Raw genomic sequence first — 23,696 nt, forward strand, 5'->3', positions numbered from 1 at the left:
CGCAATTCATTACCTTTGTATTTGTTTTGCATTAAATCGTTTTTGGCATGTTTTTGAGAGAAGTAGGAGACGACACTCGATTAAAAAAGACCTTTCTGGAATTACCTGTTCAGTTATATACAACTGACCAAAATTGGATTCGTCCATTAGATAACGATGTGGAAGCTGTTTTCGATCCACGCAAGAATCCCCATTTTAAGCAAGGTGAAGCAATTCGTTGGATTTTATTTTCGGATTCCAGTGAGCCTATCGGTCGAGTGGCTGCTTTCTATGAACGCAATACCAAGGAAGGCGAAGTGCCTGTGGGAGGAATGGGCTTTTTTGAGTGTATTGAGGATGAAAGTGCAGCTATATTACTTTTTGATGCCTGTAAAAATTGGCTAGCCGAGCGAGGAATGGAGGGGATGGATGGCCCGATTAATTTTGGGGAGCGCGATGGTTTCTGGGGTTTGATGGTCAAAGGCTGGGAGTTTGAGCCTACCTATAAAATGCCCTGGACGAAACCTTATTACATCGCATTCTTCGAAAACTACGGTTTTAAGGACTATTTTCAACAATATGTATTCGTTTCCTCTATTGCAGGAGCAAACGTCACGCAGGGAATCGAGGAAAAAGCGCAACGCATTTTTAACAATCCAGATTATGTCTTTCAACATATTGAGAAGAGTAATCTACCAAAATACGCAGACGATTTTCGCTTCATTTTTAATGCGGCTTGGTCGAAATTCCCTGGGGTGAAGGAAATGAGCTCGGAATCTGCCCAAAAACTAGTGAAAACCATGAAGCCCATCATCGATGAGCAATTATTGTGGTTTGCCTATACAACCGATGGGACACCGGTGGCTTTCTTTATTGTAATCCCAGACCTAAACCAAATCGTGAAACACCTAAACGGTAAACTGAATTGGTGGGGCATGATAAAATTCCTCTTATTAAAGATGAAAGGAACGTTGACCCGGACTTGTGGGGTGATTTTTGGCGTAACTCCTGAGCACCAAGGTAAGGGAGTTGAATCCGCGATTGCGCTACGTTTCCGTGAAGTTGCTCGAACGAATCCTTTCTATCCCTATGCGACCATGGATATGAACTGGGTAGGGGACTTTAATCCTAAAATGCTTCGATTTGTCTCCCAGTTAGGAGCCACGAATGATAAAACTTTTATTACATACCGATATTTTTTCAACCCAAACCAAGCCTTTAGTCGTTGTCCTAAAGTAGGTTAAATCATTTATTATGAGCTTATTATCCATTGGAACCGTAGCGTTCGACGCCCTTGAAACCCCTTATGGGAAAACTGATAAAATTATCGGTGGATCTTGTACTTATATCGCCTTGTCTGCAGCTTTCTTTTTACCTAAGGTAAATGTAGTGGCTGTGGTAGGAGACGACTTTCCTAAAGAATACATGGACACCTTGTCGTCTCGTGGCATCAACTTGGACGGCTTGCAGATTAAGAAAGGGGAGAAATCTTTCTTTTGGGCTGGTAAATACCATAACAATATGAATTCCCGTGACACTTTAGTGACGGAATTAAATGTGTTAGCTGATTTCAAGCCAGCTATCCCAGCCTCTTACCAGGATTGTGATTATTTAATGTTAGGAAATCTAACGCCGCAGGTTCAAATCGAAGCGATTCAGGGCTTAAATAAACGCCCCAAATTAGTCGTCATGGACACGATGAATTTCTGGATGGATGTGGCGATGGATGATTTGAAACGCGTTTTGACGATGGTAGACGTCCTTTGCATTAATGATGAGGAGGCACGTCAATTATCTGAGCAATATTCGCTCCGTACTGCCGCGAGATTAATCATGGCGATGGGACCTAAAACCTTAATTATTAAGAAAGGGGAGCATGGCGCTTTGCTATTCCAAGGGGATCGCATGTTCTATTGCCCAGCATTGCCATTAGAAGAGGTATTTGATCCGACTGGAGCTGGAGACACCTTTGTGGGTGGATTTATCGGATACCTTGCGAAGACAGATGATATCTCCTTCGAAAACATGCGTAAGGCTATCGTACACGGTTCGGCGATGGCCTCTTTCTGTGTGGAGAAATTCGGAACAGAACGTTTATTCGAAATTACGGAAGCTGATTTAGCTGGCCGTGTGAATGAATTTAAAGAATTAGCCTCGTTTTAATTCTTAGCCCACGATAACTTCGTGCATTTGATCCAGGTTCAGGTATTTAGCAGCCATGTCTCTAATATCCTGGGCCTGGATATTTTGTATATGATCTTGGTACTGGTCAAAAAAATCGGCTGCCAGGCCATTTAATTGAATTACTCGCACTTTTTCCGCGATATCGAAAGCTTGAGTGAGCTCTCCAGTGAAGCTCCCTAATAGATAGCTTTTCACGATGTCTAATTCTTCTTGAGGGACTAAATCGTTTTGAAGAATGCTTATTTCCTTTTTTATTTCTGCCAAAGTCGCATTCACATTTTCCCCATTCACATCCGTTCCCACGACCCAATACCCGCCCCGCGGATAGGGGGCTAAGCTGGAGGAGATACCATAGGTGAAACCTTTATCTTCCCTGATATTTTTTTGCAAGCGAGATCCAAAATAGCCGCCTAAAACGGTATTCATCAAGCTGAAATTAAAATAGTCTGGATGGGTTCTTGAAACAGCAGACAGACCGAAACGAATGGAACTTTGAACGGAGTCCTCTTTCTCTTCCCTGATTTTTAGAGGCTTGGAAGCAACTTGAAGTGTAGGAATGTGAATCGCTGGGCTACTAAAGGTAATTTGGCCTAGTGTTTGATCTAAAAATTTTATTTGTCCCTCTGAAATCTTGCCAGACAGGAAAATGACCGGTTTCTGTGCTTTCCAAGTGGCTTCGTACTGCTGAATAAGTTTTTTTTGATCTAATTGATCGAAGGATTCAGCAAGCGTGAAGCGACCATATGGGTCGTTTGGAAAAATTTGAGAACGAAATTTTTGGCTTGCAGCATAGGAGGTTTTTTCCCAGCTGAGTTTCGTTTTTTGGCGTTCGATTTCAATCTCTTTTTCCACTTCCTCAGCGGGAAATGTGGCGTCCTGTAGAATTTCTGCTACCAGCAGCATTAAAGAATTAAAGTGCTTATTTAAGCCATAAACAGTAAAAGTGCCGTGATCTAGACTCGCCTGTATATCCCAAAATGCACCGAAAAAATCAAAACTTTGATGTATCTCTTGTGCTGAATGTTCGGATGTGCCTCGTTTCATGAGCGAAGCTGTCATTCCCGCTATTCCAGCCAAAGGACTATGAATCGCACCAGCTTTAGTACTTAATTCAAATTTAAAAACCTCCTGTTCTCCAGCAGAAACTACCCAAACCTCGATTCCATTCGATAAGGTAAACTGGCTAGGTGTAGGGAATAAGACTTTCTCCACCGGATAGGCGGCTGGGGCAATACTGCGATCTAGCATATTATTTAACGGGCTGATTTATACCCGCAATGAGCGTTAAACGTAAGGTATTCGCTAGGGGACTTCCTTGTCCACTTGGTACTAAATAGGCAAAGTCAAGACCGTATTTCGAGTCCATCTTAAAGCCTACCCCAAAGGTAAAGTACTTGCGATTTCCCTTCATTTCACTCTCATTAAAATAGCCTGTTCGTAAGGCAAAGGAATTATTAAATAGGTATTCCGCCCCGATCGAGGTAGTCACTTCTTTCATCTCCTCACTAATCCCGTCTGGCGCATCCCCTAAAGATCCAAAAATTCCCCCAATCGCCGAAACCGTCGCCGGATCCGTGCCCACCATTTTGCCATTTACATAAGCTGGAGGAGTAGGAACCATTAGTTTATTGAAGTCAACGGTGAATGTTAATTTATTCAAATCATCTATTTCATGGGTTGCCGCCATACCGACACGTAAATTGGTGGGAATAAAATTCTTCTCCGTTCCGCCGTAGGTTACTTTACCTGATATGTTGGAAAGGGTCAAGCCATAGCTATATTTCCATGGTCCTACGCTGGGCTTGGAGTAAAATACCGAAACATCCGCCGCCACCGTTTCTGCAGGCTTCAATGCATTGCTTATTCCTCCGCCACCCTGGTAGTTACCTAATAAATTCGAATTAATGTATTTCAAATTCATCCCTAAAGAAAGCGCCGGCGATAATCTCCGAGCATGAGAAATGCCTAATGCAAATTCTTTTGAATTAAAATTTCCTGCACTTGTTCCATTATCTAACGTAGCTTGGAACATGCCTTGGTCAAAATAATCAACCGAAAAGCCAAAGACTAAATTCTTCTTCGTCACCGTATAGCCCGCTATATTATAGAGTGCCATGTCATTGACTAGGTTACGCAACCAAGGCGTGTAAGACATGGAAAATCCCATTTTCTTTTCTGTAGTTGCAAGCTTCGCCGTATTCCAGTGAATGGCATTAGCATCTACTGACAAGGCCACTCCTGCATCCCCCATCGCCGCAGAACGCGCATCTGGTGCCACGTTTAAGAACAAGAGGGTAGGAGTAGGAATTCTCCCGGCATTGATTTGGCCAGAAACTAAAGTCGTTTGAGCTAGGGTATTAAATCCTAAGGTGCATAAAATCAGGGTCACTAATTGTTTCATGGGCTATTTTATATTTCCAATACGACCGCTAAAGCTTTGAAAAGGGGCTCCCGTATCATAAGTTAATTCTAATTGATAATAGTTAATAAAATCTAATTGGTTTTTCTCTTCAGGACTCCAATCGATCGAGAAAGTTTGGTTGACGGAATCACTTCCAGGAACCAAGCCAGTTTTCTCTAAAATTTGCTTCCCTAAGATACTATAAATTTTTAGTTTGTAGAAGTAGCTGGTCCAACGTTTCTCTTGTATAAAGGAGAAATTACTTCGTTCTGTCATTGGATTAGGGTAAATTCTCAGCGAACTATTCTCCTTATTTGATGCGGAAACTGTGAAATCAAACGAACAAAATCCCTGATTCGTATGTAGGTCAAAACAATTCGCCTTAATTCGATAATTTCCAGGTTTTAAAGATTGGAACGGGTAAAGGAGTGTTCCTTGTTTACTATTATTCAAATCGGGTGAAAAAAGACTTGCAATGGGGATTTTCAAGGTGTCATTTATGGTCAAATAAGCTAATTCACCTTTTGGCCCCACAAATCGAAGCGAACTGGCATCTGTTATGTTGATTTTTAAGATGGGATTAGGCGAGCAAGCTTGTGGATTAGACTCGTTTAATAAGCTTGCGGAAAGCACAGGAGGAGTGCTTTCTTTTGCTTCTGAACTGGCTTTCAACACACTTTTCATTCCTCCTCCATAGGTGTCAGTGGCGCTACGCGCGATCCATTTTAATCGAGACGCAGGCAGGTTAGCTAGATTGAATTTTCCTTTTAGTACGCTGGCAGAGTGCATTCCTTCTAGATTTCCGGGGATACGGTAATTATATTTCTCTGTTTTTGTTCCCAAAGTCTGCCTATCTTGATCCTCCCCATAATAATATACTTGGATTTCTCCATCAATGCTGGGAGTGGTCTGTCCTTGAATTAAACCGGAGGCCAAGGTGTCTATTGTAATACTTAGTTGTTTTTGATTCCAAGGTAGAGCTTGCGAAGGATCCCCTAAAAGTGTGATATTACGGTTAATAACACCAGATTGGCTGTCGTTTTTCGACTCTTTGAACAAATCCCCTAAGCGGTAATTAATATCATTTAGATGATTAGTTAATTGTCTATAAAATGCTTGACCGAATAGATAATTGCTACTCTGAAAAACGGGTCTTGTCGTCGAAATAAGGGCAATAGCTCCTCCCTGATTCGACAATAGGCTGATTTCGGCGCCTGACATTTGATTAGGATCGTCGAATCGACCAAACTGACACGTAGCCGTTAAAAGAATGGGCAGATGCTGGCTGTTTTTCAGGGTTTGTAATTCGTTATTCGTGATGATTTTTTCGTCAGTCCAAGCTGATTCTGATCCATGACCCAAGAAATGAATAAAATCTGCCTCTTGGTTAAATAAATCGAGACTGGCTTTTTTGCCAGCGGCTGAGGTATAAATTCCGTTAGCTCCTTCTTGGGGAAATTGATCTAAATAGGTTTTTTGTACCAGGAATGCCTCAGGAATTAATGCCGAGAAGTCTTCTGCATCTTGAACGTGGATATTCAAATCGCCATCATCGGCTAACCAGGCGAAACGATAGGGCTGTTTGCGATTTTGGGACTCAAAACTGATCAGTTTATTGACTACCGTATTTGCCTCTTCAAATGATCTAGCTGGAATTCGACCAATGCCTACCGATAAAGCTTCGTTCGTAGCATCATTACCCTCTAGCCATTCTCCCTGATTCTCAGCTAATAAGCCAAAATAATCATCGGACACATAGGTCTGTAAAGGTTCTAAGGATTCCCTACTCTCATAGCTAGGCACATAATTCAATCGCTCCGTAGCCGTGGCTACCTTATTAATTCCTTTATAATCGACCGTTGCATCCCCAAAAAGGAGGACATAGCGAGGTTTCTTCAATCGAATAAAATCTCGAATAGCTGTTACATCTAATTTGCCAGCAGAAAATTCATTAAATATTTCCTTAGTCGAATAGGTTCTAGTACTGATTCCTTTTGACTTTTTATAAGCCGCTAATAGTTTTGCCGCGGGAAGTATGGAAGGACTAGAAATGATAATCAGGTCAGCCGATGCATCTGCTCTAATATTTTGATTCGCAATAATTTCCCCCGTTTTCGGATCAGCTGCTTTCGAAGGATTGAAAATCAAAAGTTCTGTCCCTGGATTCACCTGGCTAAGGGCTAGATTCGGTTCGTTTGCTGTTATTTTTTTCCAGCTATTTCCTGATTTTTTTAGCCAAACCTGGTGGTTTGCCTGTAAATTCTGAATGGAAATAGTGAAGCTGGAATCCGTCTTATTGGCTAGGATATAATGCGGATTTTCGTTTAAGGCATTAAATTTTCGCGGATATTCGAGATCGATATAGTCGATATAACCAGATCCAGTGGTATTCGAGTAGGCTAAGTTCCAGGTCCAGTTTTGGTCTTTTATCTCTGGAAATATACGAGCAGAAAAGTGTTGAACAAAGGCTTTTTGGTCATAGCGCCCCCCGGTGGTAGCTGGGAAAATAAGGGGATTAATCGAATTACCAGGAATGGAAAAGCTGAAGGTTCCGGGAGCAATGGAGGACGACGCGAGTCGACCTGTTAGAACGCTAGAAATTCCCGTTTTATAATCCGCTAAAGGATATTGAATCGTCCGGTTTACATTGCCAAAAAATCCATCCCCCAGCCACTCTCGTCCCGATTGTAATAAGTTATATGTTTCGGGTTCATAATGAAATCTACTTAGTCCATAATCAACAGTTTGCGCCACTGAACCAGCTGCAGCCGAAATTTCCGCGATGGCTTTCGGTGCTGGATCATCTAAACGGATGAAGTAAAAAGTCGTATCGCTATAATGATTCGGTAATTTTTCTCCCCAGAATAGAATAGCATCACCTTGCTTCAGGAAGGGAATGGCTTGTAAGTCGATAGGTCGGGCCGTCGAGTTTGCTTGCGGTAATTCTCCTATTTCATGACCATACACGCCCATTTGGCTGGCTTTTTGGCCTAGTGTTGAGAGCCATGATGGGGTAATTTGGTAAATACCAGATTGGGTGATGCCGACTTTTAGCCAACGGCCGCTAGCTAAAACCGAACTTTGAGCATGTCCTGTAAAGGCTGCCAAAAGCAAGAGTAAACAAATACTAAGAAATGTTAATCGGTAACACGTGCGCATTTTTGGCAACTAAGTAATTTCGGCCTGAATTAATTTCTTTGCAAATGTAACGTGTTCGACGAAGTTTCCCTTTGATCAAGGAAAGGTTTTTTAATTGAAAGGCCGTTCCCTCAGCTAATTCATGAATAGGAATGCCTGCGGGGGACTCTGTATCGAATGATTTTAATATATCGACTAAAGGTTGATAGCCGGTAGAGGATGCTGCCGGATTTCTCAAATAAGCGCTCAGGACTTTGACGAGTTCTGCTGGTAATAATTCCTCATCTAAAATGGGTTCGAAAAGTACATAGAATTGCGACTTCCATTCTTGTCCATGGGGAAGCACTTTATTCTTATGAGCCAGATACGTAGTCAGGTGTGCTACTTCGTGGATGTAGGTTACTAAGAAGGCGTAAGGGTTGAGGTTGTGATTAACAGTTACCTGATGTCCTTTTGCTGGACTGAAACGGTAATCCCCTAATTTAGAATCCCGGGATTTACTGACGATAAAGTCAAACGAATAATCATGCCAAAGCTGAAAGCAGTATTCCGCTACTTTGGGAGGGAAGTGATCAAAAAAAGAATCGATTTTTTTATTCTTCATCCTGATTTTAAGCAAAAAAAAAGTCCATCGCATGCGATGGACTTTTTTGTGATCGTTGTGCTAAAATTATTTAGCAACAGCAGTGTCAGCAGCAGCAGTGTCAGCAGCAGCAGAATCAACAGCCATAGAATCAGCAGAAGCTTCTGCTTTCTTCTCACCACAAGATGCTAAAGTTACCATTGCAGCAACGAAAGCTAGAGCGAATACTTTTTTCATTTCTTATTTTGTTTAAGGTTTGAGTTACAAATCTACGGCATAAATTTATAAGTACAAATAAATGCAACTATTTTTTTAAGAAATTTTTAAGGAATGGAATCATATTTATAAAAATGTGCCCATACGACACATATTTGACTTAAGAATCCTTAAGAATTAAGGCTTAGCCAAATAGCTAAATTAGATAAGTCCTATTTTATTAGATCCTTGAAACGATCGTAGAAGCCACTTGACTTAAAGGTGAAAGTCTTGTGTAAGATATAATTAGAGATGAAGCTATATCCCATTCCATGCAAGGTGGTTCCTATTTGGGTGATATTTAATTTTTTTACTGAATAAGGAATATGTAAAAAGAAATCTGGGTAACGCGCATGGATGTATTCATACGGGATCGTGCTAAATAGCCAGGTGACGCCTCCGGAGAAACTAGCCACTACTACGTATTTTGCCATTTCGCGTCTTGTTTGCTGGCTTTGACGAGCATTGAAGGCAAAAAGCTTTGTCAGGAAAAAACCCACTACTAGGGCGATAAAATAGGCGGGAAGAATCGAGTCTTCGTAGGAAACGCGAAACCAATCTTTAATTAATCCACCGGCTAATAGTTGAACACAAGCCCCTAGTCCAGCTACAATAAAGTAAGCGAATAAGTCTTTCTGATTAAATAGGGCTGGTTTCTTTTGGTTCAAATGCTTGGGTTAAAAGAGGTTTTTAACGATGCTCGGATATACGCCTAATAGCAAGGTGCCTATAGTACAAGCCCACATCGCGAATTTCACTAATCCAGGTAATTCGATGCGATCGATATCCCCTTCTTTGAAATAGATCGCAATGATACCTTTGAAATAATAATAAACTCCGACAGCAGACATAATAATAGCTAAAATCACGGGATAATAGACATGTCTGTTAAAAATGTCTGAGAAGACGAAGAATTTACCCCAAAAACCTGCTGTTAATGGAATCCCCGCTAATGACAACATAGATATCGTGAAACAGAAAGCTAGACCTGGATTTGCTTTGGCCAAACCTTCAAAAGAACTGAAATTCTCTGGTTTCTCTGTGCGCCCTGTTTGGTATTCCGCTACAAGCATCACTACACCAAAAGCAACGATAGTCGCAAGGGTATAGGATAAAGAATAATACAAGATGCTAGACGGAGTGCTCACTTGATTAGCGCTCACCGTTAATAACATATAACCAGCATGAGAGATGCTAGAATAAGCTAACATTCGTTTAACGGATTGCTGGTAAACCGCTGTGACATTACCTACTAGCAAGGTTAACATGCTGATATAATAGATCGGGTAAACCCAGGTGCCATACATCGTTCCGAATGGCCCAGAAAGCAATTGGTATAAGGCGGCAAAACTAGCGGCCTTCACAACCGTAGACATAAACATCGTAAAGATGGTAGGCGCACCTTCGTACACATCTGGCGTCCAGAAATGGAAGGGTGCAGCGGAGATCTTAAATAAGAAACCGACTAACATCAATAATACCCCGATCGAAAGGAAAACAGGAGTCGATTCTGGTGGCGTATTGGCGATGGTTAAGGCGATGTTCGCTAGGTAGAATGAACGGGTGGCTCCGTAAACTAGAGTGATTCCGAATAATAAAATACCCGTTGCAAAAGAACCCATTAGGAAGTATTTCAAGGCCGCCTCGTTCGAGCGTAAATTACGTTTATCGGATCCCGTTAGCACATACATGGCTACAGATAAGATTTCAAGTCCCACGAAGAACATGATCAAGTGGTCGAAGGAAACCATTAAAATTGCTCCTACCACGGAGAATAATAGAATCGCATAGTATTCTGCTGGATGCGTATGTTCTTCATCGATGCCAAAGCCTTTGGAAAAACTAACGACCATAAAAGCGGCTAATTGAATGATTAAGCTGAAGCTGATCGACGTGTTCGTGGTATGGAACATGTGTCCGTACCATAACATTTCGTGATTCCAGTCCAAAGCCGTTAAAGTCATGCTGCCCGCTAAAAATAGTAGGGTCGCTGCTTGAATAACCTTTCTCGAGGACCAAAAGCCCAAGAATAAATTTAAAATACCTAGAAGTGATAATGCAATGATAGCCGTCATAATGCTTTTTTACTATTTTATTTGAACCATTGAATTAATTGCTGAACCGCTGGTTCACTAAAACCTAAAACTATCGATGGAAAAACTCCACCTAAAATTACGAGTACACTTAAAGGAATCAATACTGCTTTCTCTGCTCCCGTTAAGTCCGCAAATTCAGCCGTAATTCTAGACACATTCCCAAACATCGATTTCTGAATTAAGCGCAACGTATACACCGCTCCTAAGATGATGGTGATACCTGCGATAATGCCTAAAGTCATGTTTTGGTCAAATACACTCTTCAATAATAAGAACTCCCCTATAAATCCATTCGTTAATGGAAGTGCCACTGAACCTAAGCTCAAGATCACAAACGTCACTGTTAATGGATACGAGAATTGAGTGATTCCCCCTAGTTGTGCAATTTCTCTCGATTTAGTTCTGCGCTCGATGATTTCGATTACGAAGAACAAACCGATGATATTGATACCGTGAGATAACATTTGATATAGCGCTCCTTGAATACCTTCGATGCTTCCCGTTAAAATACCGGCAGACATCAAACCTACGTGAGCAAAAGATGAATAAGCTAATAAGCGTTTCGCGTCCTTTTGTTGAATAGCGATAATGGATCCATAAATCACCCCGATTACCGAAAGTACGGAAGCCGTCAAGCCCCATGTCGCGACGCCAACGGGGAACATAGGTAACACAAATCGGATGACTCCGTAAGTTCCCATTTTCAACATAATCCCTGATAATAACATCGTTCCTTGAACGGGCGCGACCGTATAAGTATCTGGCTGCCAAGTATGGAAGGGGAATACTGGCATCTTAATAGCAAATGCTAAGAAGAAGGCAGCAAATAAATAACTTTGTTGATCAGCACTCAGGCCTTTCGTGGTTTGGTACAAAATTTCGATATCCGCAGAGTGAAACTCGCCTGGCGTTTGTAAATACACATATACTAGGGCGATTAAGAAGAATAAAGACCCAAACAAAGTGTAAACAAAGAACTTAAATGTAATGGCGTTCTTGTTCTCGCCACCATAAATAGCAGCTAAGAAGTAGATCGGTAATAAAGAGGCTTCGAAGAAAAAGTAGAATAAGAAAGCATCTTTTGCTAAGAACGCACCCATCAAGGCCGTTTGCATGGCAAGCATTAAACCCTGGAATTGGGAGTTGTTCGCACGATCCGTATTAGCCGTAGTCGCTACGATGAAAGGCACTAATAAAGCGCAAAGCCCTATGAGCACACCACTAATTCCATCCACATATAAGGAGAAGGATAATCCAGCTTCAGCCACCCAAGGGGCTGAGAAGGAAACAGGGCTCAAACGCGCCTCTTGCAAAACGAAGGCCGTTGCCGCTAATTCGATAATGGATGCCGCTAATGAAATGGCAAACGCATTTTTTGGCTTGAAGATCAACAAAGCTGATCCAATCAAAAGCGGAAATAAAAGTATAAATAGTAGATACATAGCTAGGTGGCGATCGAATGTTTAAGGAAGGATCGTACTTTTTAAACTAACAAATAAAATGACAACGATGGCCGCGACCATGCAGAATAAGTAGATGCCTACATTACCTGTTTGGGCTCTTCGAAATTCGTTCGAAGCATATTTAACAAAACGGCCTAGGCCTTCTACGAATAAATCAATCACTAAAAAGTCGATAACTTGGAAGAAGAAATTAGACAAGAAGGCTATCGGTTTCACAAAAAGCAGTTCGTATAATTCGTCGATGTAGAATTTGTGGTAAATCACCTTCTGAATACCTGAAATCTCTGCGTCCTCTGATGGTACCGACTTCTGCATTCCGAATAAGTAGATCGCTAAGAACGCTGGTAAGAAAGCGGCTAATAGAGGGGCTCCTCCTTCCAAACTTAAGAAATTTACCTCGCCAGCTTCTCCCGTCATAGGCAATAAAGGCGCTAACCAATGAGCTAAAAATTCATTTCCTCCTGCAAAATGAGGCAAGTTTATCAATCCACCACCCACAGAGAATACCGCTAAAATAATCAGAGGTAAAGTCATTGTGATAGGGGACTCGTGTAAATGATGTGCTTGTTTTTCTGTTCCTCTAAATTCTCCATAAAAAGTAAGGATAAACACGCGGAACATATAGAAGGACGTTAAAGCCGAACCTAAAATCGCTAAACCCCACATCAAAGGATCGTGGTGGTAAAGGCTAGCTAAAATCTCGTCTTTCGAGAAGAAACCAGCAAAGGGAGGAATACCTGCAATCGCGATCGTACCTAACATAAAGGTGATAAACGTGATCGGCATTTTCGATTTCAAACCTCCCATACGGCGAATATCTTGTTCGTCTGACATCGCGTGAATCACAGAACCTGCTCCTAAGAACAATAAGGCCTTGAAGAACGCGTGTGTCATTACATGGAAGAATGAAGCTGAATAAGCGGAGGCACCTAAACCCATAAACATGTAGCCTAATTGGGATACAGTTGAATAGGCAAGGACTTTCTTAATATCGTTTTGGAATAGACCGATTGCTGCGCCTAATAAGGCCGTTGCTAAACCAATCCAGCCTACGAAATGTAGTACTTCTGGGCTTAATTCGAATAAGGCATTCGCGCGAATGACCATGTATATACCCGCCGTTACCATGGTAGCTGCGTGTATCAAAGCAGATACGGGTGTAGGACCTGCCATCGCATCAGGAAGCCAGGTAAATAGAGGAATCTGCGCTGATTTACCCATCGCTCCGACGAATAGACAGATGGCGATAAGGCTTAAATCGGTTGTATACTCGCCACTTTGAATGGCTGCAAAAATCGTTTGATAATCTGTTGTCCCAAAATCCTGAATCAACAAGAATATACCTACCAGGAACCCTAAGTCACCAATGCGGTTCATAATGAAGGCCTTTCGGGCTGCATCCCCGTACGAATTCTTTTTATTCCAAAAACCGATTAACAGGTATGAACACAAACCTACGCCTTCCCATCCGATGAATAAAACGGTGAAGTTAGCTCCTAAAACCAGGATCAACATGAAGAAAATAAACAGGTTTAAGAAGGCGAAAAACTTGCCAAAACCAGCATCGTGCGCCATATACCCAATCGAGTACATATGTATCAAGGTGCCTACTCCGGTGATAACCAAGAGCATTAAAATGGACAATTGATCGATTTGGAAGGCAAATGGAATTTTTAATGAACCTACATTAATCCAATCTGCGATAGTAAGAATTTGCGCTTGGCCATCAAAATTCAAGAATAATTGTAGCGATAGAGCGAAGGCAACTAGGGGAGGAATAGTTCCAATAATTCCCGCGATTTGCTTCGGTAATTTCGGATATGCTAAACCATTAATAGCAAAACCTAGTAAGGGTAAAAGTGGAATAAGGAATAATAAAGACATATTAATTGGGCGGAATAGGTGCGCTTAATTAGTTTTTTAATTTGCTTAGTACACCGATATCGATGCTTTGAATGTTTCGGTAGATCATCACTATAATGGCCAAACCTACAGCCACTTCTGCTGCGGCTACTGCCATGATGAAAAAGACGAATATTTGGCCGGCAGGATCAGAATAGTAAGAGGAGAAAGCAGCTAATAATAAATTAACGGCATTCAACATTAATTCGATCGCCATGAATACGATGATCGCGTTTCTGCGAGTTAATACGCCCATAATACCAATACAAAACAAAGCAGAGCTTAATATAATGTAGTGGGTTAATGGAATCGTACGAATAATTTCAGGTATTGATTGCATAGTCTTAAATAATTACAAAGGCTTCAGGCAAAAGCCTGTCCAAAAAGTGCATTTATGCGAGGTAAATTTACAAAAATATCTGATAGCCTCGACATCAAAAATGCCTTAACGCTGAAAACCTTGCAATTTTATTTCGGTTAGTTTGCGCTTCGTGTCCATCGGGAAATCCCCCTTCATCATCCAGTCGTAATACGAGGGATCGGACTTTAAAATTTCGAGTACCGGTTTACCTATATGTTTGCCAAAATTAAAGCAAGCCACGCGCTCTTTATTATAAACCATTCTGTTTGCGAAGTCTATTGAATTAGAGGCACTTAGCTCGTGAAGTTTCTCCATGTCATTTTGAATAGGGAAAACTTCATTGCCCTCAGCATCCTTCGTAGATCGGGTCGCATAGTGTTTTACTTGCGCATTTAAGACTTCTAAGGTAGCTAGCACATCTGCTTCAGCGCCGTGTGCCCCGATTAATTCCTTGCCACAATAAAACTGGTAGGCCGCGGTTAAATTTCGTGGCTCCATCAGATGGAAAATGCGTTGGGCATCCACTAAATTTCTGTTTTTCATTTCAAAATCCACTTCCGCACGTAACATCTCCTCCACTAACATAGGTACATCGAAACGATTGGAATTAAATCCGGCTAAGTCACAACCATCTAAAAATGTGGCCAATGATCTAGCAACCATCCGAAAAGAAGGTTCGTCTTTTACATCTTCATCGTAAATTCCATGCACTAAAGACGCTTCTAGCGGAATCGGAATACCCGGATTCACGCGACGCGTTTTTACCTCCACACTTCCATCTGGATTGGCTTTAGCAATCGAAATTTCTACGATGCGATCCCGGTTAATTTGTATGCCGGTCGTCTCTAAATCGAAAAATGCGAGGGGTTTCTTCAGTTGTAATTGATGTTCCATGGGATTTTTTAAAATGGGCCAAAGCAAAGATAAGTTATTATTACCTTTGTCAAATGAATTTTCAACCGAAAGCGCTTTTTTTTGACTGGGATCACACCCTTTGGGATCATGACTTAAATGCCCGGGAAGTATTACTCGATTTAGCGGTTGAATACGACTTTTCCTTCGATCCTGAAACCTATTGGAAAACCTTTGAAAAAATCAATAACTCGTTGTGGGATCAATATGCAGCTGGTGAAATTTCGCAAGCGGAATTAAGAGAAACACGTTTTCTGCGGTTTTTCCAGGAACTTGGCGTTTCGGGTCCTGCTACCGATTTCGGGGATAAATACCTCGAGCGTGCACCGCGCAAGACAAATCTGATGCCCGGGGCTTTTGAGCTTATTCAAGATTTAGCGGAACATTTCCCGCTGTATATATTAACCAACGGTTTTGATGACATTCAATATGTAAAAATTGAAGGGGCCGGAATGCGCTCCTTTTTCAAGGAAATTATCACCTCTGAGCAGGTAGGCACAAAGAAACCAGATCCCTTGTTTTTTCAGTATGCTTTATTGCGCGCTGGAATTCAAGCCGAGGAGGCCTTGATGATAGGCGATCACGTGGAGGCCGATGTGCGTGGGGCTTTACAAGTAGGAATCCCAGCCATCCATTATAATCCCTTTTCCGTAGAGACGGATCTATCACATGAAATTCAACATTTAGATGAACTAAGGGCTTTACTCAAAAATCGATAATTGATTATCGCTCGATTTGCGATCAAAAATCTTCTTATCCCGAATAAATTTCTTGTTTTCCTCTAAGAAAAGAATGAATTTTTCGATTTGCTCGTATTGAGCGCTGAAATCGATATTATTCACGTCGTATGATTCGACATATACTTGCTTGAAGTCGGTAATTACGTAGTCTAAACGTTGAATACCGTATTTTTGAAGGCCTAGGAGGTAGAGGTTTTGGTGATTTGTTAAGAAGCGATTCGGCTCATAATAAGCCGTGCTTTTCAAGTCAAAAGCCACCGTATCACCCACTCCATCCACATATCCGTAAATCATCGCATTTTTATAGCGGGATTCCACGTAAAACTGCGTCTTGTATTTAACCGGTAATAAACCCCGTGCTTGATCGATGATTCCTTCCGCAAACGCCTCTTCATTTTCCCCTAACGTGACTGCGCGCTCAAAATCAATTCCTTTTTGTTGCGCATTCGTTGTAGGCTTTCTCACTCGGTTGATGCGATCGATTAGCTCGATTTCATCCACGATGATTTTGCCATTCGAATCACGGGATTGATTCGCGTAGAGATTAAAGGAATTTAAAAGCGTGGGATATAAGCGGTAAATCATGTTGCAATTTATTGAATTTGGAGGCGAGTCACAATCTCATCTTCGATTAAATGCGATTTTGTGATCTCTGCTACATCTTCTACTTGCACATTACCATAGAAAACCCCCTCCGGATAAACGACCATCGTGGGTCCTTTTCCACAGAAATCGAGGCATCCAGATTTTTGGACACGGATTTTAGCGGTTCCCCCTTGCGCCGCATAACTCGCTCTGAAGGCATCTACTAATTCCATTCCGTGACCTGAGCCACAACATTTTTTGGGGGCATCTTTATCATTAGCGCAGATAAATACGTGTTTTTCAAAGTGCATAATTTAGCTATTTAAGAGTAGTACGATAGGACAATGATCGGAATGTTTAACGTTTGGAAGGATAGAGGCGTGTTGTATTTTTTCTGCCAAAGCCTCAGACACCAGCTGGTAGTCAATTCGCCAGCCCAAATTTTTATCCCGTGCTCCTGAGCGGTAGGACCACCAGCTATAGTGGTGGGGATCTGCGTTAATAGCTCTGAAGGAATCCACAAAACCGCGGTTCACAAATCCTTCCATCCATTCGCGCTCTTCCGGCAAGAAACCAGAACTAGTCGCATTCCCTTTCGGGTTATGAATGTCGATGGCTTTGTGGCAAATATTATAATCGCCCGATATGATCAAATTTGGAAACTCGATCTTGAGGGCATTAATGTAATTTTGAAAATCGGCTAACCAGTCCATTTTAAAAGCTTGGCGTTCATCTCCGCTGGAACCCGATGGCATGTACACACTCATCACGGAAAATCCATCGTAGTCAGCGCGCAAAACACGGCCCTCAGCATCGTATTTATCGATTCCGCAACCCACAGATACGTTATTTGGCCTAATCTTACTGAAAATAGCCACTCCTGAATAGCCTTTTTTCTGTGCAGAATGCCAATAGACTTCATAGCCCAAAGCGAAAATTTCTTTCAAATCAACTTGCTCGATCTCCGCTTTCAGCTCTTGTATGCAAATGATATCAGGATTTTCTTCCTGAAGCCAAGTAACAAAACCTTTTGTAATTGCGGCTCGAATACCGTTAACATTATAACTAATTAGTTTCATTCGGGAATACCTCTGTTTTGAAATAATGAATGACATGTGCTTTTAAAAGAATTTCCTGTTCTTTTAGGGGCAACGAAGGAATTGCTTGGGTATTTTCCCAATGCGGCCAACCGTCCTCATCCAAGCCCTCTAATTGGTAAAAATTACTGTAGCTCAATACCTTACACGTTGCGATGTGCAAGAGATCTTGCTTTTGTTCTTTCGTAAAATGCGCATGACCTTGACCTAATTCCTGAACGCCTATCAGTAGTAAGATAGGCTCCATCTCCGATGGGCGCTTGCCAAACGAGTTTTCAAAAAAATCGAGAATCATCCCCCATTCTTCAATAACTAAGGCCGGCTCGAATTCCATGTGGATTTATGATTAAATGAGATGCAAATTAGGCACAAAAAATGATTAATTGAGGTAGATGTCGTAATTTTGGAAACCAATAACCAAAAAATCAGTTTATATAATGCAAGCACTTGCACAACCACTTCTCATAACGAACAAAAGAATATTAAAAAAAATGAAATCCTTCTCTATACCCTCCTTATTTAAGAGCAACTTGATTGGTCGAGTGAAGGAGGCTAGGCGAGTTCAAGATAAATTAAAGAAAGATTTTACACCTACACACTTAGATTTTGGTCCCGTGGAGGTGTTACTTTCTCGGCATTTTGGTTTTTGTTATGGGGTGGAAAATGCAGTTGAAACAGCCTATCAAATTATTGATCAAAACCCAGATCGCCGCATTTTTCTGCTTTCTGAAATGATTCACAATCCTGCTGTTAATGCAGATTTGTTCGATCGCGGGGTTCGCTTTATTCAAGATACGTCTGGTGATCAACTAGTTGCCTGGGAAGAATTGAGTGCAGAAGATGTGGTAATCGTGCCGGCTTTCGGGACTACTTTAGAGATACAAGCGATCTTGCAATCCCGGGGAATTGACCCGTATGCCTACGATACGACTTGTCCCTTTGTGGAAAAGGTTTGGAATCGAGCGGATGCCATTGGCAAAAAGGATTATACAGTGATTGTGCACGGAAAGCCTAGTCACGAAGAGACGAAAGCTACCTTTTCACATTCTCAGTCCGTTACCCCCACTTTGATTGTACGTGATATGAAGCAGACGATTGCTTTAGCCGCGTATATTAAACAAGAAAAATCGGCAGACGAATTTTATGCAGAATTTGCGGGGCAATATTCTGAAGGCTTTGATCCTACGAAAGATTTGAAGCGTATTGGTGTGGTAAATCAGACGACCATGCTCGCGACAGATACGCAAGAAATAGTCGATTATTTACGCCAAATCATTCGCTTTCACTTCCAGGTTGCCCCAGAAAACATTAAAGATTATTTTGCTGATACGCGTGATACGCTTTGCTATGCTACGAACGATAATCAAAGCGCAACCTATGGCTTATTAGCTGAGGAGGCTGATTTTGCGATTGTGGCCGGAGGCTATAATTCATCTAACACAGCCCATTTAGTGGACCTTTGCGTAGAGAAATTACCTACCTATTTCATTAAGAATGCGGAGAAGTTTATTTCGAAAGAGGAAATTCAGCATTTTGAAAATGAGCCGAAGCAAGAGCGCATAACGAATTCATTTATTCCTAAAAAAGATAAAGTGCGTGTCTTATTGACCTGCGGCGCTTCCTGTCCAGATGCGGTGATGGAGGAAATTTTGCGAAAACTAGTATCGTTTTTCCCAGGGGCAAAAGAGATAGACGAAGTCGTTAATACGTATCTACAATCTTCTTAACAGCTGGCAGATAACCCTCCCCGAATAGGTTCACATGAACTAAAAGTGGATATAAATTATAGAGAGGAATTCGTTCGTGAAATCCTTTTTGAATAGGGAAATTCGTGTTATAAGCTTCATAGAACGCCTCGTCAAATCCTCCAAACATCGTCGTAAAGGCAATTTCAGCCTCTCTTAAACCGTAATAACAAGCCGGATCTACCAGCGTAATCAGACCGTCTGGATTCGTCATCGCGTTTCCAGACCAAAGGTCCCCATGAATCAAAGCAGAAGGTTCGTTCGGAAGCAGGGAGGGCAATTTTTCAAACAGTGACTCAAATTTTGCTTCTAAAGCAGCATCGATTTTGCGATCATACACTGCTTGCTCGAGTTGCTTTCGTAGTCGATTCTCTGTAAAAAAGGCTACCCCATCTTTATTCCACGTGTTGATCTGTGCTGCAGCACCTAAGTAGTTCGTATAATCAAGTCCGTGTCCCTTGGGGCTCGTGTTTTTATGCAAAAGCGCTATTTTTTCACCAAAATCTTTCCAATAGGTTGCCTCCTTTTCACCGGATGGAATACATTCCATCATCAGGTATTCTTTTTCTTCCATGGCACCTGCGCCTATGACGCTGGGTACAGAGATGGAGGAGGTTTTTCCCATCAAATCCAAGTTTTTAGCCTCAGCCTCAAACAAGCCCTGGTGATCGCCCTGGTTCCATTTGATAAAATACTCCTCCTCATTTTGCAATTTAACGCGCACCGCTAGATTAAAATTACCCCCATAGAAAAATTCTAAATCCTTCACTTCGGTAGTTGAGCCTAAATGATGTTGGATAATTTTATCAATAAACTGGTATTGTGCTTGCGTTTCAGTCGACATAGTTCAAATTTACTATTTTCTTTTATAAAGCGGAACCGTGGAGCAAGGTTCCCCAAAAAACAAACTCTTCGCCACCGGCTGCAATAATTGCGTGATTTTTACATAAGCCTCGGTAGGAACTGATTCTTTCGAACATCCTTTGATGACGATTTTAGCATCTTGGAAATCCGACGGATTAATTTTTGCAAGAGCCTGCTCAAACAAAACCTTTTCTAAGTCCTGTAAATTCCCAAAAACCAACGTTTTCGCGAATGGAGTCAAAGAAACACCTAGTAACATATAGGCCCAAGTGGGAATAATAGCCTCTTCACTGCATCCTACGGCCACATGTTTATCTTGGTAGCTAGACCAATCTTGTGCCGTGATGAAGGCTCGAAAGTCTTTTTCACGCAAAGCAATCCCCTGAAATAATTGATCTTTAATATCGATAAAAACCCGATCGCCAGCTACGCGTAAATCTTCTAGGTCGATTTGTGTTAGCCCACTTTGGTTCACCTTATTGATAATTTCCTCTGCCATGTTAAAGTGATTTTAATGTCGGTTTTGTCCCCATATATTCTTTTAAATAGTCGGGCTCTTTTGTAACGAGATTTTCGAATCTTTGGTTCACATAAGCTTCATAAGCTAAATCACCCATATGTATCGCATCAGGTAATAAAGGCTCCTTTAAAAAAGTAATGGACGAATGCGCGCAGGAATCTTGCCACTTCGCAGCCCCATTACCGAAGGCAATCAATGAAGTATATTCTTGAAAAGAAGTAGTCTCTAAAATATGAGCCTGCTGCGGTAAAATCTCCCTTAATTGCGCATCGTAAATGGCCGCATAAACTTCCATTCTACGGGCATCTAACAAGGGCAAAAGGAGTGATCCCTCCGGTGCCTGAACTACGGAGGCTAAAATCTGAAGGGTAGGTAAGCAAATCAAAGGCTTGTCTAAGGCAAAGCAAATTCCCTTCGCAGTGGCTAAGCCGATACGTAATCCCGTATAAGAACCGGGTCCATTGGAAACAGCCACAGCAGCTAAATCTGCTAGTTTTTTCCCAGCAGTTTGCAGTACTTTTTCGATTAGTAGGGTCAAAGCCTTCGAATGAGAACCTTCCTCTGAGACGAGTTCATGGCTAATCAATTGCCCCTTTTCATGCAAGGCAACGGAACAATTTAGTGTCGAAGTTTCTAAACTAAGAATCAGGCTCATTTTGTAGATGTAATTAAGTCAATTCCCTTTAAAAGGGTAGGGTCATGTGTAAAAGACCATTCATTAATCCCTTTTTTCAGGTAATAATGATGTACAATTTCTTGCTCTAATAGCGCAGCGATTACCTTCTTATTGCCTTGTAGCTCTTTCACAATGGATGAATCCCATTCCGGTTTTAGGCGGTCTAGCTCTTTGTTTAGATTCGCATACAACAAATCTTTCTGTGTTTCCTGTAAGACTTCGCGCATTTGTTTTTCCAAAGGACTTTGAAAGCTAAACTTGCTAGCCTTTACCCATTGCACAAATTCTTCATATTCCCCCTCATTCAAATGAAAACTAGCCGCCGCTGCGATTTGCGGATGTTTTAATTTATACAAACGGGCATATTGAAAGAAGATTTTCTCCTTTAGTAATTGCTGGGTCAAACTGTTTGCCTGTGGTCTGCCCACAAAAACATCGGGCTCAATTCCCCCGCCAGCATTCACCTTTCTGCCATTTCGCGTTTTAAATTCTTGCTTAGTAGTATCTTTTTTATCAGAATAATCGATCGCTTGAATGCAACGGCCACTCGGGATATAGTATTTTGCTGTGGTAATCTTGATTTTTGAACGATAGGGTAGATCGCGCGTCACTTGAACAAGACCTTTTCCAAAACTCCGCTGTCCCACCACTGTCGCCCGATCATAATCCTGCAAAACTCCCGCCACAATCTCGGCCGCGGAGGCAGAATTTTGGTTGATTAAAACCAGCAAAGGCAGCTGAGTATCCCAACTCGGATTTAAAGCTTTGTAGGTCGCATTCCATTCCTTTAATTTGCCCTTCGTGCTCACTATGGTTGTTTCTTTCTCTAAAAATAGATTGCAAATGTCGACAGCCTGGGTCAGTAAACCGCCCGGATTATTTCGCAAGTCTAAAATCAATTTCTTCATCCCCTCCTTTTTCAGCTGAACAAGGGAGGCTTTCATTTCTTTGGTAGCGGATTGATTGAATTCTTCTAATTCGATATAGCCGATTCCTGGTCGAATGATACCAGCATAGCCTACATTCTTGATTTGAACGGTAGAACGGTTAATAGTTAATGTTTGATGTGCATCCCCTCGTTTTATCTCGGCGATTAATTTACTATCTCGGGGGCCCTTAATTAAGATACTAGGATCGGAATCCTCCGTGATTGGATTGCTATTAATGGAAACTAATTGATCCCCTATCTGTAAGCCAGCTTGTAAGGCGGGGCTATTTTCGTCCACAAAGGTGATATAATAGGCTTTGTCTACCCAAGAGGCCCGGATGCCGATTCCTTCGTATTTCCCCGTTGTTAGCGTAGTGAATTCATCCAAATCCTCTTCCGGATAATAGACCGTATAAGGGTCTAATTGGTCCAGCATTCCGTCAATGGAGTTTTGCACCGCCTTGTTAGGATCGATCGGATCTACATAGAATTGATTCAATTCTTTAATCACGCTGGCATAGATGTCCAGGTTTTTAGCTAGATCAAAAAGTTGGTCAGCCCGATTAAATGCCCACAAACCCAAGCCTAAAAACAGGAATAAGGAAATTTTAGCTAGCTGTTTCATTCGGCTGGGTGAATTTATCGAGGATGGCGACCATTTTTTTATGGATTTTGTCCGATGGTTCAATTGTAGAGCCAATATAGACAAAAGCCAATACATCCGGAAGTTTCGCCTTTCCTTCGACTTGAAAATGAGGTTTGTTTAAGCGATATGCTTCGCGGATGCGACGTTTTAAGGTATTTCTGTCCACGGCTTTGGCAAAACGGCGCTTCGGAACAGAAATTAGAATCTGAGGATTCTCCGGATCCTTTTCAAACGGATTCTCTTGGATGTATAAAACACGAAAAGGATAGACAAATCGTTCTTCAACGATTCGACTATCCTTTTCAAATAAGGAATCTATAATTTTAATGTGCGTCAGACGCTCTGATTTAGAAAATGTAAATTTCAAAGCAGGAATACTAAGTGTACAACAATAGCAAACCAGAAATCTTCCTTTCTAAGATCTATGGCTTATTTGCCTCTTTTTTCGTCTGAAACAGATAACTTGTGACGTCCTTTAGCACGACGGTTTGTCAATACGCGACGACCGTTTGCTGTAGACATACGCTCACGGAAACCGTGTTTGTTTTTTCTCTTACGTACAGAGGGTTGAAAAGTTCTTTTCATTTCTTTATTTATTAAAGCAGCTTAAACTTGCGCTTA

The 23,696-nt window shown here is 41.6% G+C and carries 25 protein-coding genes; 4 read left to right on the forward strand and 21 right to left on the reverse strand.

The features are described from left to right. The first annotated feature begins 47 nt into the window (after positions 1-47). Complete coding sequence (locus ACST14_RS10590) at positions 48-1,223, forward strand: hypothetical protein (protein ID WP_459463363.1); 1,176 nt, start codon at positions 48-50, stop codon at positions 1,221-1,223. 10 nt (positions 1,224-1,233) lie between these two features. After that, positions 1,234-2,142 carry a PfkB family carbohydrate kinase gene (locus tag ACST14_RS10595; RefSeq protein ID WP_459463365.1) on the forward strand — a complete coding sequence of 303 codons (909 nt, stop codon included), beginning with the start codon at positions 1,234-1,236 and terminating at the stop codon, positions 2,140-2,142. 3 nt (positions 2,143-2,145) lie between these two features. Here ACST14_RS10595 and ACST14_RS10600 read toward each other — a convergent pair whose 3' ends face one another. From ACST14_RS10600 to ACST14_RS10650, 11 genes are all read right to left on the reverse strand, one after another. Beyond that, positions 2,146-3,411 carry a M16 family metallopeptidase gene (locus tag ACST14_RS10600; protein WP_459463367.1) on the reverse strand — a complete coding sequence of 422 codons (1,266 nt, stop codon included), beginning with the start codon at positions 3,409-3,411 and terminating at the stop codon, positions 2,146-2,148. 1 nt (position 3,412) lies between these two features. Then, positions 3,413-4,564, reverse strand: coding sequence for a type IX secretion system outer membrane channel protein PorV (gene porV, locus ACST14_RS10605; RefSeq protein ID WP_459463369.1), 1,152 nt, complete (start codon positions 4,562-4,564; stop codon positions 3,413-3,415). A gap of 3 nt (positions 4,565-4,567) precedes the next feature. Next, the gene (gene porU, locus ACST14_RS10610; RefSeq protein ID WP_459463371.1) at positions 4,568-7,672 is read right to left on the reverse strand and encodes a type IX secretion system sortase PorU; all 3,105 of its coding nucleotides are present in this window, start codon (positions 7,670-7,672) and stop codon (positions 4,568-4,570) included. 19 nt (positions 7,673-7,691) lie between these two features. After that, entirely contained in the window at positions 7,692-8,306 is a 615-nt protein-coding gene (locus ACST14_RS10615) for a SprT-like domain-containing protein (protein ID WP_459463373.1), read from the reverse strand. A 66-nt stretch (positions 8,307-8,372) separates the two neighbouring features. Beyond that, complete coding sequence (locus ACST14_RS10620) at positions 8,373-8,522, reverse strand: hypothetical protein (RefSeq protein ID WP_459463375.1); 150 nt, start codon at positions 8,520-8,522, stop codon at positions 8,373-8,375. 191 nt (positions 8,523-8,713) lie between these two features. Next, positions 8,714-9,208: a GtrA family protein gene (locus tag ACST14_RS10625; RefSeq protein WP_459463377.1), complete on the reverse strand. Its 495-nt coding sequence runs from the start codon at positions 9,206-9,208 to the stop codon at positions 8,714-8,716. A gap of 9 nt (positions 9,209-9,217) precedes the next feature. Then, positions 9,218-10,615 carry an NADH-quinone oxidoreductase subunit N gene (locus tag ACST14_RS10630; RefSeq protein ID WP_459463379.1) on the reverse strand — a complete coding sequence of 466 codons (1,398 nt, stop codon included), beginning with the start codon at positions 10,613-10,615 and terminating at the stop codon, positions 9,218-9,220. 17 nt (positions 10,616-10,632) lie between these two features. Next, positions 10,633-12,078 carry a complex I subunit 4 family protein gene (locus tag ACST14_RS10635; RefSeq protein WP_459463381.1) on the reverse strand — a complete coding sequence of 482 codons (1,446 nt, stop codon included), beginning with the start codon at positions 12,076-12,078 and terminating at the stop codon, positions 10,633-10,635. A 21-nt stretch (positions 12,079-12,099) separates the two neighbouring features. Next, complete coding sequence (gene nuoL / locus ACST14_RS10640) at positions 12,100-13,983, reverse strand: NADH-quinone oxidoreductase subunit L (RefSeq protein WP_459463383.1); 1,884 nt, start codon at positions 13,981-13,983, stop codon at positions 12,100-12,102. Between the two features lie 28 nt (positions 13,984-14,011). Continuing rightward, positions 14,012-14,341 (reverse strand): NADH-quinone oxidoreductase subunit NuoK, encoded by a 330-nt coding sequence (gene nuoK, locus ACST14_RS10645; protein ID WP_459463385.1) that lies wholly within the window; start codon positions 14,339-14,341, stop codon positions 14,012-14,014. 105 nt (positions 14,342-14,446) lie between these two features. After that, on the reverse strand, positions 14,447-15,256 hold the full coding sequence (locus ACST14_RS10650; protein ID WP_459463387.1) for an exonuclease domain-containing protein: 810 nt from the start codon (positions 15,254-15,256) through the stop codon (positions 14,447-14,449). Positions 15,257-15,309: 53 nt separating this feature from the next. On the opposite strand from ACST14_RS10650, the gene ACST14_RS10655 reads away from it, so the two are divergent. Further along, on the forward strand, positions 15,310-15,993 hold the full coding sequence (locus tag ACST14_RS10655; RefSeq protein WP_459463389.1) for a YjjG family noncanonical pyrimidine nucleotidase: 684 nt from the start codon (positions 15,310-15,312) through the stop codon (positions 15,991-15,993). On the opposite strand, the gene ACST14_RS10660 is transcribed toward ACST14_RS10655, so the two are convergent. Genes ACST14_RS10660 through ACST14_RS10675 form a run of 4 tightly spaced genes read right to left on the reverse strand, consistent with a single transcriptional unit; the run spans position 15,976 to position 18,030 of the window. After that, the gene (locus ACST14_RS10660) at positions 15,976-16,599 is read right to left on the reverse strand and encodes a hypothetical protein (RefSeq protein WP_459463391.1); all 624 of its coding nucleotides are present in this window, start codon (positions 16,597-16,599) and stop codon (positions 15,976-15,978) included. The two genes, ACST14_RS10655 and ACST14_RS10660, sit on opposite strands and share 18 nt — an antisense overlap. Before the next feature lie 8 nt (positions 16,600-16,607). After that, a complete protein-coding gene (locus tag ACST14_RS10665) occupies positions 16,608-16,910 on the reverse strand; it encodes a (2Fe-2S) ferredoxin domain-containing protein (RefSeq protein WP_395617490.1) in 303 nt (100 codons plus the stop codon). A 3-nt stretch (positions 16,911-16,913) separates the two neighbouring features. Then, complete coding sequence (locus ACST14_RS10670; RefSeq protein WP_459463393.1) at positions 16,914-17,678, reverse strand: exodeoxyribonuclease III; 765 nt, start codon at positions 17,676-17,678, stop codon at positions 16,914-16,916. After that, positions 17,665-18,030 carry a hypothetical protein gene (locus ACST14_RS10675; protein ID WP_459463395.1) on the reverse strand — a complete coding sequence of 122 codons (366 nt, stop codon included), beginning with the start codon at positions 18,028-18,030 and terminating at the stop codon, positions 17,665-17,667. The genes ACST14_RS10670 and ACST14_RS10675 overlap by 14 nt, the downstream gene beginning before the upstream one ends. Positions 18,031-18,187: 157 nt before the next feature. Between ACST14_RS10675 and ACST14_RS10680 the strand changes: the two genes are divergently transcribed. Beyond that, entirely contained in the window at positions 18,188-19,423 is a 1,236-nt protein-coding gene (locus ACST14_RS10680) for a 4-hydroxy-3-methylbut-2-enyl diphosphate reductase (protein ID WP_459463397.1), read from the forward strand. Here ACST14_RS10680 and ACST14_RS10685 read toward each other — a convergent pair. The 6 genes from ACST14_RS10685 to rpmH all read right to left on the reverse strand — a co-directional run bounded on the left by ACST14_RS10685 (position 19,398) and on the right by rpmH (position 23,660). After that, the gene (locus ACST14_RS10685) at positions 19,398-20,285 is read right to left on the reverse strand and encodes a fructosamine kinase family protein (protein WP_459463399.1); all 888 of its coding nucleotides are present in this window, start codon (positions 20,283-20,285) and stop codon (positions 19,398-19,400) included. The two genes, ACST14_RS10680 and ACST14_RS10685, sit on opposite strands and share 26 nt — an antisense overlap. Positions 20,286-20,297: 12 nt before the next feature. Further along, on the reverse strand, positions 20,298-20,804 hold the full coding sequence (locus ACST14_RS10690; protein ID WP_459463401.1) for a DUF2480 family protein: 507 nt from the start codon (positions 20,802-20,804) through the stop codon (positions 20,298-20,300). Between the two features lies 1 nt (position 20,805). Then, positions 20,806-21,480, reverse strand: a complete 675-nt coding sequence (gene tsaB / locus ACST14_RS10695) for a tRNA (adenosine(37)-N6)-threonylcarbamoyltransferase complex dimerization subunit type 1 TsaB (RefSeq protein ID WP_459463402.1) — start codon at positions 21,478-21,480, stop codon at positions 20,806-20,808. Next, a complete protein-coding gene (locus ACST14_RS10700) occupies positions 21,477-23,054 on the reverse strand; it encodes a S41 family peptidase (protein ID WP_459463404.1) in 1,578 nt (525 codons plus the stop codon). Before ACST14_RS10700 ends, tsaB begins: the two co-directional genes overlap by 4 nt. Next, positions 23,038-23,442, reverse strand: coding sequence for a ribonuclease P protein component (locus ACST14_RS10705; protein ID WP_459463406.1), 405 nt, complete (start codon positions 23,440-23,442; stop codon positions 23,038-23,040). Before ACST14_RS10705 ends, ACST14_RS10700 begins: the two co-directional genes overlap by 17 nt. A gap of 62 nt (positions 23,443-23,504) precedes the next feature. Next, positions 23,505-23,660 (reverse strand): 50S ribosomal protein L34, encoded by a 156-nt coding sequence (rpmH, locus tag ACST14_RS10710; protein ID WP_459463408.1) that lies wholly within the window; start codon positions 23,658-23,660, stop codon positions 23,505-23,507. Between the last annotated feature and the right edge of the window lie 36 nt (positions 23,661-23,696).

The organism is Aquirufa sp. A-Brett2-15D (assembly GCF_054558735.1).